Annotated in this window: 17 protein-coding genes; 6 read left to right on the top strand and 11 right to left on the bottom strand. The window is 65.9% G+C overall.

The features are described 5' to 3' along the window. Positions 1-43: 43 nt before the first annotated feature. The 6 genes from QPK31_RS06040 to QPK31_RS06015 all read right to left on the bottom strand — a co-directional run bounded on the left by QPK31_RS06040 (position 44) and on the right by QPK31_RS06015 (position 7,823). Complete coding sequence (locus tag QPK31_RS06040; protein ID WP_313176659.1) at positions 44-592, bottom strand: DNA-deoxyinosine glycosylase; 549 nt, start codon at positions 590-592, stop codon at positions 44-46. A gap of 119 nt (positions 593-711) precedes the next feature. Further along, the gene (locus QPK31_RS06035) at positions 712-2,190 is read right to left on the bottom strand and encodes an efflux transporter outer membrane subunit (RefSeq protein WP_290422040.1); all 1,479 of its coding nucleotides are present in this window, start codon (positions 2,188-2,190) and stop codon (positions 712-714) included. Continuing rightward, entirely contained in the window at positions 2,187-5,372 is a 3,186-nt protein-coding gene (locus tag QPK31_RS06030; RefSeq protein WP_290422039.1) for an efflux RND transporter permease subunit, read from the bottom strand. The genes QPK31_RS06035 and QPK31_RS06030 overlap by 4 nt, the downstream gene beginning before the upstream one ends. A gap of 4 nt (positions 5,373-5,376) precedes the next feature. After that, positions 5,377-6,561 carry an efflux RND transporter periplasmic adaptor subunit gene (locus tag QPK31_RS06025; protein WP_290422038.1) on the bottom strand — a complete coding sequence of 395 codons (1,185 nt, stop codon included), beginning with the start codon at positions 6,559-6,561 and terminating at the stop codon, positions 5,377-5,379. Between the two features lie 180 nt (positions 6,562-6,741). Next, on the bottom strand, positions 6,742-7,602 hold the full coding sequence (locus tag QPK31_RS06020) for an alpha/beta hydrolase (RefSeq protein WP_290422037.1): 861 nt from the start codon (positions 7,600-7,602) through the stop codon (positions 6,742-6,744). Continuing rightward, positions 7,599-7,823, bottom strand: a complete 225-nt coding sequence (locus tag QPK31_RS06015) for a hypothetical protein (protein WP_290422036.1) — start codon at positions 7,821-7,823, stop codon at positions 7,599-7,601. Before QPK31_RS06015 ends, QPK31_RS06020 begins: the two co-directional genes overlap by 4 nt. Positions 7,824-7,974: 151 nt before the next feature. On the opposite strand from QPK31_RS06015, the gene QPK31_RS06010 reads away from it, so the two are divergent. The 6 genes from QPK31_RS06010 to QPK31_RS05985 all read left to right on the top strand — a co-directional run bounded on the left by QPK31_RS06010 (position 7,975) and on the right by QPK31_RS05985 (position 12,131). Further along, a complete protein-coding gene (locus tag QPK31_RS06010; RefSeq protein WP_290422035.1) occupies positions 7,975-8,922 on the top strand; it encodes a LysR family transcriptional regulator in 948 nt (315 codons plus the stop codon). A 72-nt stretch (positions 8,923-8,994) separates the two neighbouring features. Beyond that, positions 8,995-9,438 carry a DUF962 domain-containing protein gene (locus QPK31_RS06005; RefSeq protein ID WP_290422034.1) on the top strand — a complete coding sequence of 148 codons (444 nt, stop codon included), beginning with the start codon at positions 8,995-8,997 and terminating at the stop codon, positions 9,436-9,438. A 77-nt stretch (positions 9,439-9,515) separates the two neighbouring features. Beyond that, positions 9,516-9,971, top strand: coding sequence for a glycine zipper 2TM domain-containing protein (locus tag QPK31_RS06000; RefSeq protein ID WP_290422033.1), 456 nt, complete (start codon positions 9,516-9,518; stop codon positions 9,969-9,971). A 250-nt stretch (positions 9,972-10,221) separates the two neighbouring features. Further along, entirely contained in the window at positions 10,222-11,160 is a 939-nt protein-coding gene (locus QPK31_RS05995) for a DMT family transporter (RefSeq protein WP_290422032.1), read from the top strand. Then, a complete protein-coding gene (locus tag QPK31_RS05990) occupies positions 11,157-11,654 on the top strand; it encodes a GNAT family N-acetyltransferase (protein WP_290422031.1) in 498 nt (165 codons plus the stop codon). The genes QPK31_RS05995 and QPK31_RS05990 overlap by 4 nt, the downstream gene beginning before the upstream one ends. 297 nt (positions 11,655-11,951) lie before the next feature. Beyond that, positions 11,952-12,131 carry a hypothetical protein gene (locus tag QPK31_RS05985; protein ID WP_290422030.1) on the top strand — a complete coding sequence of 60 codons (180 nt, stop codon included), beginning with the start codon at positions 11,952-11,954 and terminating at the stop codon, positions 12,129-12,131. Positions 12,132-12,362: 231 nt separating this feature from the next. Here QPK31_RS05985 and hutI read toward each other — a convergent pair whose 3' ends face one another. The 5 genes from hutI to hutH are packed head-to-tail and all read right to left on the bottom strand — an operon-like array spanning position 12,363 to position 17,939. Continuing rightward, a complete protein-coding gene (hutI, locus tag QPK31_RS05980) occupies positions 12,363-13,607 on the bottom strand; it encodes an imidazolonepropionase (protein WP_290422029.1) in 1,245 nt (414 codons plus the stop codon). Next, positions 13,600-14,196, bottom strand: a complete 597-nt coding sequence (locus tag QPK31_RS05975) for a HutD family protein (protein WP_229437444.1) — start codon at positions 14,194-14,196, stop codon at positions 13,600-13,602. Before QPK31_RS05975 ends, hutI begins: the two co-directional genes overlap by 8 nt. Further along, a complete protein-coding gene (locus QPK31_RS05970; protein WP_290422028.1) occupies positions 14,193-15,560 on the bottom strand; it encodes a formimidoylglutamate deiminase in 1,368 nt (455 codons plus the stop codon). Before QPK31_RS05970 ends, QPK31_RS05975 begins: the two co-directional genes overlap by 4 nt. Continuing rightward, a complete protein-coding gene (gene hutG, locus QPK31_RS05965; protein WP_290422027.1) occupies positions 15,557-16,357 on the bottom strand; it encodes an N-formylglutamate deformylase in 801 nt (266 codons plus the stop codon). Before hutG ends, QPK31_RS05970 begins: the two co-directional genes overlap by 4 nt. Positions 16,358-16,379: 22 nt before the next feature. Then, complete coding sequence (hutH, locus tag QPK31_RS05960) at positions 16,380-17,939, bottom strand: histidine ammonia-lyase (RefSeq protein ID WP_290422026.1); 1,560 nt, start codon at positions 17,937-17,939, stop codon at positions 16,380-16,382. Positions 17,940-17,951: the final 12 nt, after the last annotated feature.

The raw sequence follows: 17,951 nt of genomic DNA, 5'->3' as shown, positions 1-17,951 counted from the left end.
AGGGACTTCGAGGAGGCGAGGCATCTCGATTCACCTGGCTTGATCAGAACAGGGACGATTGCGGGGCTGGTGCCGTTGCTGGTTCACGAGCTTCCACCAGCCCTCGCCATGTCTCCAACTTCTGCTCGAACGTCATCGCCATGTGCGCCGGCGAACTCGATGGCAGCACTACGGTGCGGTAGCCGGCCTGCTCGAACTGCGGAGCGAACTTGCCCGATGCCTGGCCGTTGAAGCCGACCGTTTCGAGTTGCGGGCACAGCTTGTGCAGGCGCTCGAAGTCGTTGGCTGCGGGCTTGCGGATGGCGGAATCCAGGCTGCCTTCGCGCTCGCAGGCGGCCAGCACATCCCACAGCCCGAAGCGGTGCGCCAGCAGGCGCGGCAAGCGCTCGTTGTAGGGCAGCGCATACAGGTCTTCGCCGACCAGCGCGCCCACCAGTTTCCAGAATTGATTCCGCGGATGGGCGTAGTACTGCTGGGCGGCGAGGGAGGCCGCGCCGGGGAAGCTGCCCAGTATCAGGATGCGGGTACCGGGCGCGATGACGGGGGCAAGACCCATCAGCAGCGGGCTGTCTTGGGAAGCGGTATTCGGCATGGCCCGATTGTAGCGCCCTGCCCGTTTCATGATGCGCACTGCATCGGCAATAAAAAAAGCGGCAGACCGCAAACGCGGGCCGCCGCAAGGGGCAAATCACCGATCGGTCAGTTGCGTGTTCAGTTACGCGCCAGGTTGTTCGCCGCCGCCGGCGCATCCCAGCCGCCGCCCAGCGCCCGGATCAAGGCCACCGTGGTCAAGGCCCGGTCGCCACGCAACTGCACCGCGCTACGCTCCACCGCCGCCAGGTTGCGCTGGGCATCCAGCAAGTCCAGGTAGCTGGACCGTCCGGCGTCGTACAGCTTGCGCGCCAGCTCGGCCGAGCGGCGCGCCGACACCAGCGCCTCGTCAACCTGCACGCCCTGCGCATCGAGCACGCGCAAGCCAGCCAGGTTGTCTTCGACCTCGGCAAAGGCATTCAACACGCTCTGGCGATAGCTGGCGACCGCCTCTTCCAGCACCGCTTCGCTACGCGTCACGTTCGCCTTGTTACGGCCACCGTCGATGAGCGGCAGCGACAGCATCGCGCCCAGCACCCAGGAACGGCTGCTCCACTTGAACACCTCGGCCACCGTGCCGCCCACGCCACCGCCGGCCGCATCGATAGTCAAAGCCGGGAACATGGTCGCGCGTGCCACGCCGATGCGTGCGTTCGCCGCTTCCATGCCGCGCTGGGCCGCCGCGATATCGGGACGGCGTTCCAGCAGCGTCGATGGCAGCCCGGCCGGAATCACCGGCATCTGCGCAGTCGAAGGCAGCGGCGCCGCACCGGCCGTGAAGTCGGCCGCCGGACGGCCCAGCAGCACGGCCAGTGCATGCTCGGTCGTGGCGCGCTGGCGTTGCAGTCCCACCGCTTCCAGGCGCGTGGTGGCCAGCTCGGTCTTCGCCCGCGTCAAATCGAATTCGCCGATGTCGCCCAGGTCGAAGCGGCGCTGGTTGACGCCCACGCTTTCCTCGCGCAGGCGCACGGTTTGCGCCAGCGTTTCCAGTTCGGCGTCCAGCGCACGCAGGCGGAAGTAGCCCTGCGCGACGTCGGCCTGCAGCGACAGCAGCACCGAACGGTAGCTCGCTTCCACCGCGCCGGCATCCTGGCGCGCCGCCTCGACGTTCGACGATACGCGGCCGAACAAATCGACCTCGTAGCTGGCCGACAGGCTGGCGTTGTAGGTGGTGCGCGGCGCCACCGCGCTGCCCTGCGGCAGGTTCGCTTCCAGTGCCGATGGCCGGCCGCGCTGGGCGGCGAAGCCGACGCCGACCTGCGGGATGCGGTCCGCTTCCGAGATACCGGCGATCGCGCGCGCCTGCTTTACGCGCGCGGCGGCCACGGCCAGGCTGGCATTGTTGCGCGCCGCCTCATCCATCAGGGCGGTGAGCGTGGCGTCCTGGAAGGCCAGCCACCACTCGCCGCGTGCCTGCTGCTCTGCCGGACGCGCCACTTGCCAGCGGCTGCCGTCGGCGGCGGTTTGTACTGCCGACGGAGCCTCCTTGAACGCTACCGGGACAGCGACTTCAGGCTGGCGGAAGGCCGGGGCCGCACAGGCGCTCAGCAACAGGGCCGCCATCAGCGGTGCAATACCGCGTGCAATCATCGCCTTCATTGTGCGACTCCTTCTTTAACGTGCGCGACTGGTGCACGCACCACCGCAGGCTTTTCGAAACGTTTGGCCAGCGTGCGCAGCAGGACGTAGAACACCGGCGTCAGGAACAGGCCGAAGAAGGTCACGCCCAGCATGCCGGCGAACACCGCCACGCCCATTGCATGGCGCATCTCGGCGCCGGCGCCGCTGGAGAACACCAGAGGCACCACGCCCATGATGAAAGCGATCGAGGTCATCAGGATCGGACGCAGACGCAGGTGGCAAGCTTCCAGCGCGGCCTCGACGATGCTGCGGCCGTGGTGTTCCAGTTCGCGTGCAAACTCCACGATCAGGATCGCGTTTTTCGAGGCCAGCCCCACCAGCACGAACAGCGCGATCTGGGTGAAGATGTTGTTGTCGCCGCCGCTCAGCTTCACGCCCACCAGGGCGCACAGGATCGACATCGGCACGATCAGGATCACCGCCAGCGGCAGGGTCCAGCTTTCGTACTGCGCCGCCAGCACCAGGAACACCAGCAGCACGCACAGCGGGAAGACGTAGACCATGGTGTTCCCCGACAGGATGTCCTGGTAGGTCAGGTCGGTCCATTCATACGCGATTCCCTTCGGCAGCGTCTCCTTGGCGATCTGCTCGAAGATGGCTTGCGCCTGGCCCGAGGACACGCCTGCCGCCGGGCCGCCGTTCATGTCGGCCGACACATAGGCGTTGTAGCGCTGCACGCGGTCCGGGCCATAGCTGTCCTTCACCTGCATCAGCGAGGACAGCGGAATCATCTCGCCGCTGTTGCTGCGCACCTTCAGCTGCGCGATCTGCTCGGGCTGCGAACGGAACTGGGCGTCGGCCTGCACGCGCACCTGGTAGGTGCGGCCGAACTGGTTGAAGTCGTTCACGTACAGCGAACCCAGGTTCACCTGCAAGGTCTGGTAGATGGTCTGCAGCGGCACGCCGAGCTGCTTGGCCTTCACGCGGTCCACGTCCGCGAACAGCTGCGGCACGTTGATCTGGTAGCTCGAGAACACGCCCTGCAAACGCGGGTCGGCCCAGGCCTTGGCCTGCATCGCCTGCGTCGCCTTGTACAGGGCGTCGTAGCCGAGGTTGCCGCGGTCTTCCAGCATCATCTTGAAGCCGCCGGTGGTGCCCAGGCCGTTCACCGGAGGCGGCGGCAGCACCATGACGAAGGCGTCTTCCACCGCGCCCATGCGCTTGTTGATCTCGGCGGCGATGGCTTCGGCCGACTGCTCCTTGCCTTTGCGCTCATGGAATGGCTTCAGGGTCGTGAACACGATGCCCGAGTTCGGCGCATTCGTGAAACCGTTGATCGACAGGCCGGGGAAGGCCACCGACGACTCCACGCCCGGGATCTGGCCGGCAATCGACGACATCTTGCGGATCACGGCATCGGTGCGGTCGAGCGAGGCGGCGTCGGGCAGCTGGGCGAAGCCGATCAGATAGGCCTTGTCCTGCTGCGGCACGAAGCCCGGCGGCACCACCTTGAACATGAAGACGGCGGCGATGCCGAGGATCGCGTACACGCCCAGCGACAGCGTCTTGCGGCGCAGGACGGTCTTCACGCCGCCTTCGTAGCGGTGCGAGGCGCGGCCGAAGAAGCGGTTGAAGGCGGCGAAGAAGCGGCCGAAGACGGCGTCCATCATGCGCGTCAGGCGGTCCTTCGGTGCGTCATGGGCTTTCAGCAGCGCGGCCGACAGGGCCGGCGCCAGGGTCAGCGAGGCAAAGGCCGAGATCACGGTGGAAATCGCAATCGTCAGCGCGAACTGGCGGTAGAACTGGCCGGTCAGGCCCGAGACGAACGCGATCGGCACGAACACGGCGCACAGCACCAGGGCAATCGCGATGATCGGACCGCTCACCTCTTTCATGGCCTGGATCGTCGCATCATGCGGCGACAGGCCGTTGGTGATGTTGCGCTCGACGTTTTCCACCACCACGATGGCGTCGTCGACCACGATACCGATGGCCAGCACGAGACCGAACAAAGACAGCGTGTTGATCGAGAAGCCGAACATCAGCATCACGGCAAAGGTGCCGATCACCGACACCGGCACGGCCAGCAGCGGGATGATGGATGCGCGCCAGCTTTGCAGGAACACGATCACGACCAGCGCCACCAGCACCACGGCCTCCAGCAGGGTGTGGATCACGGAGTCGATCGACTCGCGCACGAATTGGGTCGGGTCGTACACAATGCTGTATTCGACGCCTTCCGGGAACTCTTTCGACAGCTCGGCCATGGTGGCGCGCACGTCGGTGGACAGCTGCAGCGCGTTGGCGTTCGGCGCTTCGAAGATCGGGATCGCCACCGCGGATTTATTATCCAGCAGCGCGCGCAGGGCGTAGGAGTTCGAACCCATTTCCAGGCGCGCCACGTCCTTCAGCAGCGTGGTCGCGCCGTCGGCATTCGTCTTGACGACGATGTTGCCGAATTCCTCGGTGTTTGAGAGGCGGCCCTGGGTGTTGACGGTCAACTGGAAGTCGGCGTCCTTGCTCGGCCCCTGGCCGATGACACCGGCCGCCACCTGCACGTTCTGCTCGCGGATCGCATCGACCACGTCGCCGGCGACCAGGCCGCGTGCGGCGACTTTTTGCGGGTCGAGCCAGACGCGCATCGCGTAATCGCCCGAACCGAACAGCTGGACTTCGCCCATGCCGTGGATGCGCGCCAGGCGGTCCTTGATGTTCAGGGTCGCGTAGTTGCGCAGGTAGAGGTCGTCGTAGCGGCCGTCCGGGGATTTGAGGTGCACCACCATCGTCAGGTTCGGCGAACTCTTCACGGTGGTGACGCCGATCTGGCGCACCTCTTCCGGCAGGCGCGGCAGCGCGCGCTGGACGCGGTTCTGCACCTGCGTTTCGGCCTGCTCGACGTCGGTGCCGATGGCAAAGGTCAGCGTCAGCATCAGCGCGCCGTCCGAGGTGTTTTGCGAGGACATATAAAGCATGTTCTCGACGCCGTTGATCTGCTCTTCCAGCGGCGCGGCCACGGTTTCGGCGATGACTTTCGGATTGGCGCCCGGGTACTGGGCGCGCACCACGACCGAGGGCGGCACCACGTCCGGGTACTCGGAGATCGGCAGCTTGAAGATCGACAGCAGGCCGCCGACGAAGACCAGCACCGACAGCACGATGGCGAAGATCGGCTTGTCGACAAAGAAGCGGGAGATATTCATGGTCTTAGTCCTTGGTATTGGCTGCCAGCGCCACTGGTGCCGCCGCATCCATCGCCACCATCTGCGCCGCGATCGGCGCGCCCGGGCGCACGCGCTGCAGGCCATTCACGACGATCTTCTCGCCGCCCTTCAGGCCGCTGCGCACCACGCGCAGGCCGTCGACGGTCGGGCCCAGGGTGACGGGACGGTATTCCGCCTTATTGTCGGCGCCGACCACGAACACGTACTTGCGGCTCTGGTCCGTACCCACGGCGCGGTCGCTGATCAGCACCGCCTTGTGGCTGTCGGCGGCGCCCAGCTGGATGCGCGCGAACAGGCCCGGCGCCAGCTTGCGCTCGGCGTTATCGAAAGTGGCGCGCATGCGCACGCTGCCGGTGCGGGCATCGAGTTGGTTGTCGACGAATTCGAGCTTGCCTTCGTGCGGGAAGCCGTCCTCGTTGGCCAGGCCGACGCGTACGCCCACCGCCGTCCCCTGCTGGGCCTTGGCGCCGACGCGCAGATAGGTTTCCTCGTCGCCGTCGAAGCTGGCGTAGATGCGGTCCATCGACACCACCGAGGTCAGCACCGCCGTGGCGTCGACCAGGTTGCCGAGGGTGATCTCGGCTTTCGACACGCGGCCGTCGATCGGCGACACGACCTTGGTGTAGGCCAGGTTCAGGCGCGCTGCCTCGGCCTGGGCTTGCGCGGCGTTGGCGTTGGCTTCGAGCTCCTTCTGGCCGGCGGCGGCTTCGTCGTATTCGCGGCGGGCGATGGCTTTGTCGGCCAAGAGGCTTTCGGCGCGCGCCAGTTCGCGGCGCGCCAGGTCGAGCTTGGCGCGGGCCGACGCGGCGGCTGCCTCCGCACGGGACGCCTCTGCCTGGTAGGGACGCGGGTCGACCACGAACAACACGTCGCCCTTTTTCACTTCGCTGCCCGGCTTGAAGTTGACGGCGGTGATGAAGCCGCTGACGCGCGAGCGGATCTCGACGCGCTCGATCGCTTCCAGGCGGCCCGAGAATTCCTGGGTTTCGGCGACCGGGCGTTCCAGTACCAGCGCGGCCGAGACCGGCGGCGCGGCGGGTGCTTGCACCTCTGCTGCCTTGCCCGTTGCGTCGCCGCAGCCGGAGAGTGTGGCGGCGACCAGGCCGGCAGTTGCCAGCGCCATCGTCATCGGCCGCAGGAGTGCGGCCCAATCATGTGTGCGTTTCATGTTTACCCCTTATTATTGTTGAGCAGTTTTAATGAATATGTGGGCAATACCCGCCCCGCCCGGCGCCGTTTTGGTGAGTGCGCAGGAAAAAATGGGCAAAGCGGGTCCCGCCACGCCAGGAAGGCGCGGTAGTCCGGTTCAGTGGTGGATTAAAGGATCGCTACGATCAGGTGGAGGAACTCATCCCGTGGCTGCCTCCCCGTCGAGGCCAGCGATGAAGCTGGCGATTTCCTTGAGGGCGCTGGCCTTGCAGGCGCAGTCGTTGCGCCCGCCCGGTTCGGTGAGCGGCGCCGGCAATAAGCGGCCGACAGTCGCCCGCACGCCAAAACTGGCCAGTTTGGCGCCATAGGCTTCGGCTTCGTCGCGCAAGGGATCGTCCTCGGCGGACAGGATCAGGGCCGGCGGCAGGTTCTTCAGCCGGCTCGATTGCAGGGGCGATGCGTACGGATGGGTACGGTCGGCGGCGTGCGGCAGGTAGCCGCGATAGCCGGCGGCGCAGTCGTCGATCAGCGCTTCCTGGTCTGGGCAGTTCGGCATTTCGCGCATCGAGCAGGTCGACAGGCCCGGGTCGAGCATCGGCATCAGGAGGATCTGGCCAGCCAGCTTCGGGGCGCCGCGGTCGCGCGACATCAGGGCGCAGACGGCGGCCAGGTTGGCGCCGGCCTCGATGCCGGCCACCAGCAGGCGCTTGCCGTTCCAGCCGAGCTTGGTCTTGTTCTTCTTCGCCCACAGCAGCACGGCGTGGGCATCCTCCACCGCCGCCGGGAAGGGACGCACGGTGGCCAGGGTGTAACTCGAGGCGAGGATTACCTGGGCGTGGCCGGAATCGGCCAGGTGGCGCAGGAAGAGGTCGGAGTCGTCCAGCTTGTCCTCGACGAAGCCGCCGGCGTGGAAAAAGACGATCAGGGTATCGCGCTTGGCGACCGGGCCGGCGGCATACAGGCGCGCCTTCAGCGGGCCTTGTTCGCCATGGACTTCCAGGTCGCGGACACGGACGTCGTCGGCATTGCCGGCCAGGCCGGGTGCGAAGGGCGCGTTCATGGGTTCACCTGCGTAGCCACGGCCAGCAATTGTGCATCCGCAGCACGCGGGGTAGGCACTGCGGGGCAGATGGTTTCGGCGACCGCGTTCGACAAGGCCTGGACACCGCGCGCCTCGGCGCCGGCCGCCTGGGCATACGCCCCGCTGCCAACCACGCCCGCCATCGCCAGCGTGGAGAGCGCCAATGCGATCGTTGCGACGATTCCGTCCTTGTGTGTCATGTCCTGCTCCGTTGAGATAAATGCACCTGTCAGTACGCACACTATAGACATCATCTACAATCTGATAAAGATGCCAATTTCGAATTGATTGTTCGGATTCGGCGAACAATAGCTGAAAAACCTGAGCAATTCCTGATCGAGAGAGCGTAAAGTGAACAAACTGCAAGCCATGGAAGTCTTCGTGCAGGTGGTCGACACCGGTAGTTTCACGCGCACCGCCGAGATGCTGAACATGCCCAAGGCCAGTGTCTCGACCCTGGTGCAGGCGCTGGAAGCCTCGCTGGCGGCCAAGCTGCTGCACCGCACCACGCGCCTCGTCACCGTTACCTCGGACGGCGCCGCCTACTACGAACGCTGCATCCGCATCCTGTCGGATGTGCGCGATGCCGAGGAATCGCTGTCGCGCACGCGCCTGAATCCCAGCGGGCGGCTGCGCGTGGATTCGCCGACCGGGCTGTCGAGCGAAATCCTGATCCCGGCGCTGCCGGATTTCTTCGAGCGCTACCCCGACATCATCCTGGAACTGGGCAGCACCGACCGCACGATCGACCTGATCGAAGAAGGCGTCGACTGCGCCGTGCGCGGCGGCGCCCTGCTCGACCCCAGCCTGATCGCGCGCCGGGTCGGCGTGATCACCTTTGTCACCGCGGCCTCCCCGGCCTACCTGGCGCGCCACGGCACCCCGACGCATCCAAATGAACTGCTGCAGCACCGCTGCATCAATTATTTCTCGGGCAAGAACGGCAAGATCTACGACTGGGATTTCACGCGCGATGGCGAGCGTATCGAACTGCCGCTGCCCGGCCGGATCGCACTGAACGACTCGAACACCTATGTGCACGCGGGGCTGGCAGGGCTGGGCGTGATCCAGATGACCGACTACCTGCTGCTGCGCCACGTGCAGGAAGGCCGCATGGTGCAGATCCTGCCCGACTGGAGCAGCGACCCGCTGCCGGTGCACGTGGTGTATCCGCAAAACCGCCATTTGTCGGCCAAGGTGCGCGTGTTCGTCGAGTGGGTCTCGGAGCTGTTTGCGAATCACCCGCAGATGCGCCTGGGTACGCGTCCGGGCTTTGCCGAGCAGGCCCAGGCGGCGTGATTTTTTTGCCGGCACGGGTGTAGAATCTGCTCATAAAAAATGCAAATTCGCAATCACATCCGGAGACTTCCCATGCGCGCTGCCCCGACCCGCGATATCCATACCCTGCTCGACATCTACAGCGAAAGCCACCGCAATCCGACCAACGAACTGATTCACTTCGTGTGCGTGCCGGTGATCGTCTTCTCTTTGCTCGGCATCCTGTGGGCGATCCATCCGCTGGTGGCGCTGCTCGCGGTGGCCGGGGCCATGTGGTACTACTTCCAGCTGTCGAAACCGTTTGCGCTGGGCATGCTGGCGATGGCGGCGCTGATGCTGGCCTTGCTGGGGGCGATGCCGCCGTACGCCGTGCTGCCGCTGTCGATCGCCGTGTTCGTGGTGGCCTGGATTGGCCAGTTCGTGGGGCACAAGATCGAGGGCAAGAAGCCGTCCTTCTTCGACGACCTGCGCTTCCTGCTGATCGGGCCGCTGTTCGTGCTGGGCTTCCTGTACCGTCGATTGAACCTGGCATATTGAACTCTGGCGCCAACGCGCGCCACGTGCTGCCGACGAGGAGTAGGATTTCTGGACAGAGAAACAAGCCGGAGATCATCATGAAAACCTACCTGCCCCTCGTTGCACTCCTCAGCGCCGGCCTGCTTGCCGGCTGCGCTTCCCCGCCGCAATCGGGCAGCGTGTATCGTTCTTATCAAGCCCAGTCCGAACAAGTCGTGCGCATGGGCGTCGTCGAATCGGTGCGCAATGTCACCATCGTCAACCCGGAATCGGGCGTCGGCACCATGGGCGGCGCGGCCCTGGGCGGCCTGGCCGGGTCGCAGATCGGCAGCGGCAACGGTTCGGCCGCGGTCGGCATCGTTGGCGCCATTGCCGGCGGCTTGATCGGGAACCGGGTCGAGGCGAATGCGAATAACCGTCCTGGTTTCGAAATCACGGTCAAGCTCGACAACGGCGAGCTGCGCGCGATTACCCAGTCGGCGGATGAATTGTTCCGTCCGGGCGAGCGTGTGCGGCTGCTGAGCAATGGCTACCAGACGCGTGTGACGCATTGATCGCTTCGCCCGCGCGGTAGGGTGGACGGGTTTCCCGTCCACGCGGCCAACTGAACAAGACATTGCGGCACGGCATGTTGTTGTCGAACGCGTGGACGGCAAAGCCGTCCACCCTACAGCCCCGTTACGTACGTGTCCGCAGCATAGAGAAAGTCCAGGTGTTGTACCGGTTCCGAAAACCTGCCTACTTCGGTCTCTTGTTGCCAATCTATAGACGACAGGCAATAGCGAAAGCACGTATACTTTCGCGATGCCCTCTTCCGTCCTCTTCGTCATCGCCTCCCTGATCTGGGGCTCGACCTTCTTCGCCATCACCTTGCAGCTAGGCGACGTACCGCCGGCCGTCTCCGTGGTCTACCGTTTCGCACTGGCCTCGGCCACGCTGTTCTTCATCTGCCTGATCCGCGGCCACAAGCTGCAGCTGCCCTGGCGTACCCAGAAGTGGATGATGCTGCAGGGCGCCGCCACCTTCGGCCTGTCCTACATCTGTACCTACCAGGCCGAGGAAGTCGTGGTGTCCGGGCTGGTGGCGGTACTGTTCGCGCTGATGGTGTTCTGGACGCCGCTGCTGGGCCGGGTCTTCCACGGCACGCCGATTTCGCCGCGTACCTGGGGTGCGGGCGCGGTTGCCACGGCTGGTGTGGCCCTGCTGTTCTGGCACTCGATCGGCCAGGCCTGGCGCGACTTGCAGACGGGCGGCAGCGGCCACTTCCTGCTGGGCGTGGTGCTGGCCCTGGCGGCGACGATTGCCAGCTCGGCCGGCAGCATCGTGGTGAGCAAGGTGCGCGAACAATCGACCAACGTCATGCTGACCACCGCCTGGTCGATGCTCTGGGGCACCCTTCTGGTGGTGTTCTACGTGCTGCTGACCGGCCAGCGCTTCGTGGCGCCGCCGACCCTGTCGTACACGCTGGGCCTGTTGTATCTCGCCCTGTTCGGCTCGGTGATCGCCTTCCTGGCCTATTTCACGCTGATCGCCCGCATCGGGCCGCAGAAGGCGGTGTACATCGGCGTGATCACGCCGGTGCTGTCGGTGCTGCTGTCGATCAAGCTCGAAGCCTACCGTCCCGGCCCCGTCGAATTCTTCGGCATGATCCTCTGCCTGGCCAGCGTGGCCTGGGCACTGCGTGCACCCGCAGCCAAACCAGTGCAAAATGATCTTTTGAACAACGCAATCGAAACCCCATGACTTCTGCCACACACTTTTCCATCCGCCCCGCCGAGCCGGCCGACATCACCCATATCCACTCGATGATCGTCGAGCTGGCCGTGTTCGAGAAGCTCGAGCACATGGTGGTCGCCACCGAGGAGCTGCTGCACGAAGGGCTGTTTGGTGACAAGCCGGCCTGCGAAGCCATCGTCGGCGAGGAAAACGGCGAAGTCGTGACCTTTGCCCTGTTCTTCCATAACTTCTCGACCTTCCTCACCAAGAAGGGCTTGTACCTGGAAGATCTGTACGTGCGTCAGTCGCATCGCGGCAAGGGCTACGGCACCCAGATGCTGGCGCACCTGGCCCAGCTGGCGGTGGAGCGCAACTGCGGCCGCTTCGAGTGGTCGGTGCTGGACTGGAACGAACCAGCGATCGGCTTCTACCAGACCATGGGCGCCGAGATCTTGCCGGAGTGGCGCATCTGCCGCGTGACCGGCGAAGCACTGGACCACCTGGCACGTCGCGGCCTCTGATCCTTCGGAGAAGAAAAGCCCACGGGACCTTGTAGCGCCGTGGGCGAACCCATTTTTTAGGATGGGGAGGGGAGATGGAAATCAACGGTTTCAATATATCCGCCTGAAGCCGCTGACCATGGTTGTTCTTACAATTGCTTACCTCTCTTACGGATTCTCTTGAACTCATAATTACCGAGCTGGGAATGGGCGATTTGAGAAGCCTCAAGCATTGTGGGGCTGTGGCACGATTGAGTTATCACAAACGCAATGGGTAGGCGAAGTCGACAATGTGCTCTTCCATGGAGGGAGAGCACCATGAAACTCAGTCTCAAACCGATCAAGTCGCGGATCTACAAGGCGTGGCTGCGTTCACGGCTGGATAATTACTCGCGTAGCCTGCATGCCATCGAGGTGCAGCGGGCGAACGATTTTCATGCCGAGCGGATGTTGCACCGGGCGGTGTCGTCGACGAAGGCGAAGTTGCAGTCGTTGTGAGTGTTCGAATGATCGAATGGTGTGCCGCGTGGGCACAGGGCGCCCACCCTACAATTACATCGGCCACCGGCCACAACATCGTAGGGTCGGCGCCGTTCCCACGCGGTGCGGAATGCGGTTTTGTAGGGTGGGCCGGGCCGCGCAAGGCTCTTGAGCCCACGCGGTGCGGAGTGTCCCACCACGGAACGCAAAAGCGGCTGCCAAGCATAAGAGCCGCCCTGCTCTATCCCATCAAAACCCTGCCGGCAAGCCCACATCCCGCTCGCGCATCACGCCGCCATTCACCACGGCCTGGCAAGGATTGAAGCCTATCCCATACGCCAGCTCCGACGGCCGCGCGATATCCCACAGCGCAAAGTCCGCACGCTTGCCCACCTCCAGCGTACCGATCCGGTCCTGCATGCCAAGCGCACGCGCCGCATGCACGGTGGCGCCCTGCAGCGCTTCGCGCGGCGTCAAACGCCACATCGTGCAAGCCATGTTCATCGCCAGCAAAATCGAACTCATCGGCGAGGTACCCGGATTGCAATCGGTCGCCACCGCCAGCGGCACACCGGCTGCACGCAACTCGGCGATTGGCGGCATGCGCGTCTCGCGCAGGTAATACCAGGCGCCCGGCAACAGCACGGCGACCGTACCGGCGGCGGCCATGGCGGCAATACCGGCTGGCGTCAGGTGCTCCAGGTGGTCCGCCGACAGCCCGCGATAACGCGCCACCAGCTCCGCCCCACGCTGCTCGGAAAGCTGTTCCGCATGCAGCTTGACCGGCAGGTTCAGGCGCCTGGCGGCATTGAACACGCGCTCGGTCTGGTCGTAGGTAAAGCCGATGTGCTCGCAGAAGGCATCCACGGCATCGACCAGCCCTTCCTTGGCCAGCAGCGGCAGCATGCGCTCGGCCACTTCGGCGATGTAGTCGTCGGCGCGGCCGGCAAATTCCGGCGGCAGCGCGTGCGCGCCCAGGAAGGTCGTCTTCACGCACACCGGCAGGATTTCGCCCAGGCGCCGTGCGGCGCGCAGCAGGTTCGCTTCGCCCATCATGTTCAGGCCATAGCCGGACTTGATTTCGAGCGTGGTCACGCCTTCGGCCAGCAGCTGCGAGACGCGCGGCGCGCTGACGCGGATCAGGTCCTCGACGCTGGCGGCGCGGGTGGCGCGCACGGTCGACATGATGCCGCCGCCATTGCGCGCGATGTCTTCGTAGCTGGCGCCCTCCAGGCGCGCTTCCCACTCGTCGGCGCGGTTGCCGGCGTGGACGATGTGGGTGTGGCAGTCGATCAGGCCGGGCGTCAGCCAGGCGCCGTCGCAGTCGTGGATGACCGCCGCGCGCGGGGCGTCGCGGCGTGCGCCGACCCAGGCGATGCGCCCGTGGTGCACGGCAATCGCGCCGTCCATGATTTCGCCAAAGCCACCGACCATGGTGGCCAGGTTCACGTTCGCAAATACCGCGTCGACCCGCGGATTGCTGCGTTCACTCATCTTCGTCCTCGTTGTAATAGAAAATATCGACGATGAAGATCGTCGCTTGCGTGGTTTCGAGCGACCACACGGTGCCGGGGTCGAACATCACCGCGTCATAGCGTACCAGCCCGATGCGTTCGGCGTCGCTGGCGATCTCCAGGCTCTCGCCCTCGGCCAGGAACAGCACCGTCAAATCGGCGCGCGCGACAAAGGTCGACTTGCCCGACAGGCGGCGCCGCCCGAACTGGTGGTAGCAGCAATCGCTGCGCGTCATGACGTTGAAATCGGTGGTCGGCCCGCGATTCAGCTTGGCCACCACCTGCGATTCGCCGTCGAACGCCAGCACCGGGCCGGACTCGCACAGGATCACGCGCTCGGAACCGTCGATGTCGAGCGTCATGCCATGGCCGTCGACCAGCGCCAGCGTGCGGTCCACGCCGGGGAAGCTGGAGAACGGACCGTCCTCGGCGATGGTCGCCAGGCTCACGCGCCACTCGAAGTTCTCGAGGTTGGCTTCGGGCGGGCCGACGGCGATGGTGGTCGTGCTGCCGCCGCCGTTTTTCCAGGGCACCGCCGACAGGCCGGCAAAGGGAATCAGGATGTTCATGCTCTTACCTCGCGCAACTGGTTGATCGCCTGCCGGTAGCGGCGCGCGATGGTGTCCTGGGCCATGTGGCGCCCGCCCTGCACAACCCAGCGCCCGCCGGCCAGCACGTCGCGCACCAGGTTGTCGTTGCCGCAAAAGACCAGGCGGCCCATCACGTCGGCTTCCAGCGCGCCTTCCAGGTTCGGATGCGCGCTGTCGAGCACCAGCAGGTCGGCGCGCCGCCCGGCCGCCAAGGCGCCGACAGCCCGCCCGGCCGCTTGTGCGCCACCGGCCAGCGCATCCTGCCACAAGTTGAGCGCAACGTCGCGCCGCGTTGCATTCGCGACCACGTTGCGGCGCTGGTGCAGCAGGCGCTGGCCATACTCGAGCCAGCGCAATTCCTCGACCGGGCTCTGCGACACGTGGCTGTCGCTGCCGATGCCCCAGCGTCCGCCCAGCGCCAGGTAATCCCCGAGCGGGAACAGGCCGTCGCCCAGGTTGGCCTCGGTGGTCGGGCAGATGCCGGCCACGGCGCCTGACGCGGCCAGCGCCTTGACTTCGTCCTCGTCCAGGTGGGTCGCATGCACCAGGCACCAGCGTTCGTCGATGCCGATGTTCTCCAGCAGGTATTCGACCGGGCGCCAGCCGGAAAACGCCAGGCTTTGCTCGACTTCGCCCTGCTGCTCGGCGATGTGGATGTGCAGCGGGCGCTCCTTCGGCAGCGCGGCCGCCAGTTCGCGGATCTGCTCGATGCCGGCCGCGCGCAGCGAATGCGGCGCCGCGCCCACTTCCAGCTGGCCGGAACGCAGCGGCCCCAGCGCCTCGACGATGCGCAGCACGGTGTCGACATCGGTGCGGAAGCGCCGTTGTTCCGGCTTCAAGGGCTGCTCGCCGAAGCCGCTGTGGCTGTACAGGACCGGCAGCAGGGTCAGGCCGATGCCGGACTGCTGGCCGGCCGCGGCGATGCGCTCGGCCATCTCGGCCGGGCGTGCATACATGTCCCCGTTTGGATCGCGCTGGATGTAGTGGAACTCGCACAGCGAGGTGTAACCGTGGCGCAGGCATTCCGAGAACAGCTGGGCGGCGATGGCCTCGGCCTGCTCGGGCGTGATGCTGGCGGCGAAGCGGTACATCAGTTCGCGCCAGGTCCAGAAGCTGTCGGGGCCATCGCCGGCGTGCTCGGTCAACCCGCCGAGCGCGCGCTGGAAGGCGTGCGAGTGCAGGTTGGCCATGCCCGGCACCACGTAGTCGGCGCGCGGCACGCCGATCGGCGCACGCGCATCGGCCTGCACGCGCGTGAGCGCACCGCGCGCATCCCATTCGATCAGCACGTCGCCGCGCCAGCCGTCCGGCAGCAGCGCGTGGCGCGCGAACAGGGCGTTCATTTTCCCGCCTCTTTCTGCACCCAGGCCAGGGCGGCCTCCATCATCTCCGCCAGCAAGGGCTGGACCTCGGCCGCCACCTCCGGACGGTACGCGAAAGGCGGCGCCTCGTTCATGTACAGGCACTGGCACATCTCGAGCTGGATCGCGTGTACGCCCTCGTGCGGCTGGCCATAGAAACGCGTGATGTGGCCGCCCTTGAAGCGGCCGTTGACGGCGATGCTGAAGCGGTCCTGGGCGCGGGCCACGCCGACCACGGCCTGTTCCAGCCCCGGATCGCAGGACTTGCCCTCGGCGGTGCCGAAGTTCAGGTCCGGCAGGCGGCCTTCGAAGAAGCGCGGCACCCTTGACGCGATGGAGTGCGCATCCCACAGCACCACCCTGCCGTGCAGCGCCAGCAGGCGCGCCAGTTCCGCGCGCAGCTGGTTATGGTAGGGACGCCAGTAGCGGTCGAGGCGGCGCTGGACCTCGGCGGCGTCTGGCAGCTTGCCCTCCTGGTACAGGCTTTCGCGGCCGAAGGTGTCGACCGGGCACAGGCCGGTGGTGTCCAGGCCCGGATACAGATTCGTGTTTTCCGGCGGCCGGTTCAGGTCGATGGCATAGCGCGACCAGCGCGCAGCCAGGGTCGAGATGCCGAGGCGGTCGGCGGCCTCGTACAGCTCGGCCAGGTGCCAGTCGGTGTCGGCCGTCGCCAGCGCGCAGGGCGCCATGGTGGCGGCGACTTCGTCGGGAATGTCGGTGCCCACGTGGGGCATCGACAGCAGCATCGGCGCAGTACCTGCCTTGAACCGGAAATCCATCACCTCTCCTCTAGCGGTTGAATTAGGGATGCAGAACTGCGAACAGCTCCTTGCATGATGCCGACAACGCGCCGTCGACCACCATGCGGCGCGCGGCCTCGATGTCGGGTGCGAAGAAGCGGTCGGCGTCGTACGGCGCCACCTGCGCGCGCAGCTGGGCATGCACGTGCTCCAGGTGCCTTGACGTGGCCAACGGGCGGTGGAACTCGATGCCCTGCCCGGCCGCCAGCAGCTCGATACCGACAATCACAGCCGTATTGTGCGCCATCTGGTCCAATCGGCGCGCCGCGAAGGTGGCCATGCTGACATGGTCTTCCTGGTTGGCCGAGGTCGGCAAGCTGTCGACACTGGCAGGATGGGCCAGCGACTTGTTTTCCGAGGCCAGGGCCGCGGCCGTTACGTGGGCGATCATGAAGCCCGAATTCAGGCCCGGCTCGCGCACCAGGAAGGCCGGCAGGCCGGACAGATTGGCGTCGATCAGCAGCGCGATGCGGCGCTCGGCCAGGGCGCCGACTTCGGCAATCGCCAGCGCCAGGGTGTCGGCGGCAAACGCCACCGGCTCGGCGTGGAAATTACCGCCCGAGACGATTGCTCCATCGTCGGGGAACAGCAAGGGATTGTCGGTGACCGCGTTCGCCTCGATCAGCAAGGTGCGGCCGGCGTTCGCCACCAGGTCCATCACCGCGCCCATGACTTGCGGCTGGCAGCGCAGGCTGTAGGGGTCCTGCACGCGCTCGTCGCCCACCAGGTGCGAGGCGCGGATGGCGCTGCCGGCCATCAGTTCGCGGTAGATGGCGGCGGCGGCGATCTGGCCCGGCTGGCCGCGCACCGCGTGGATGCGCGCGTCGAACGGCGCATCGCTGCCGCGCGCCGCATCCACCGACAGCGCGCCGGTGACCATCGCCGCTTCCACCAGGCGCTCGGCCATGAACAGGCCGTGCAGGGCCAGCGCGGTCGATACCTGGGTGCCGTTGATCAGGGCCAGGCCTTCTTTCGCGGCCAAAGTCACCGGTTCGATGCCGGCCGCGCGCAAGGCATCAAGCGCGTCGACGATCTCGCCTTTCACGCGCACCGGGCCAACGCCGAGGATGGCGAGGGTCATGTGCGCCAGCGGCGCCAGGTCGCCGGAAGCGCCGACCGAACCCTGCGACGGGATCGCCGGCATGATGCCCGCGTTGTAGAGCGCGATCAGGGTGTCGATGATCAACGGACGCACGCCCGAATAGCCGCGCGCCAGGCTGCCGATCTTGGTCAGCAGGATCAGGCGAACGATGTTGTCCGCAATGAGTTCGCCGGTGCCGACCGCGTGCGACAGGATCAGGTTGCGCTGCAGCTGCGCCAATTGCTCGTTCGGGATGTGGGCCTTGGCCAGGATGCCGAAGCCGGTATTGATGCCATAGGCCGGGTCGCCCTTGGCGACGATGTCGTCGACCAGCGCGGCGGAGGCAGCGATGGGCGCGGCAGCGTTCGCCGACAGGGCGATCGTGAAGTGCTCGGCCCAGACGGCGCGCAAATCGGCCAGCGTGAGGGCGCCGGGTTCCAGGGTCCAAGCTTGTTGCAGGTCTTGTGATGCGTGTTTCATGTCTTGATTACC

The organism is Massilia sp. YIM B02769 (assembly GCF_030411995.1).
Lineage (GTDB): Bacteria > Pseudomonadota > Gammaproteobacteria > Burkholderiales > Burkholderiaceae_D > Telluria.
Note: the sequence above shows the minus strand (reverse complement) of the source record. Positions and strands in the feature narration are given on the sequence as shown.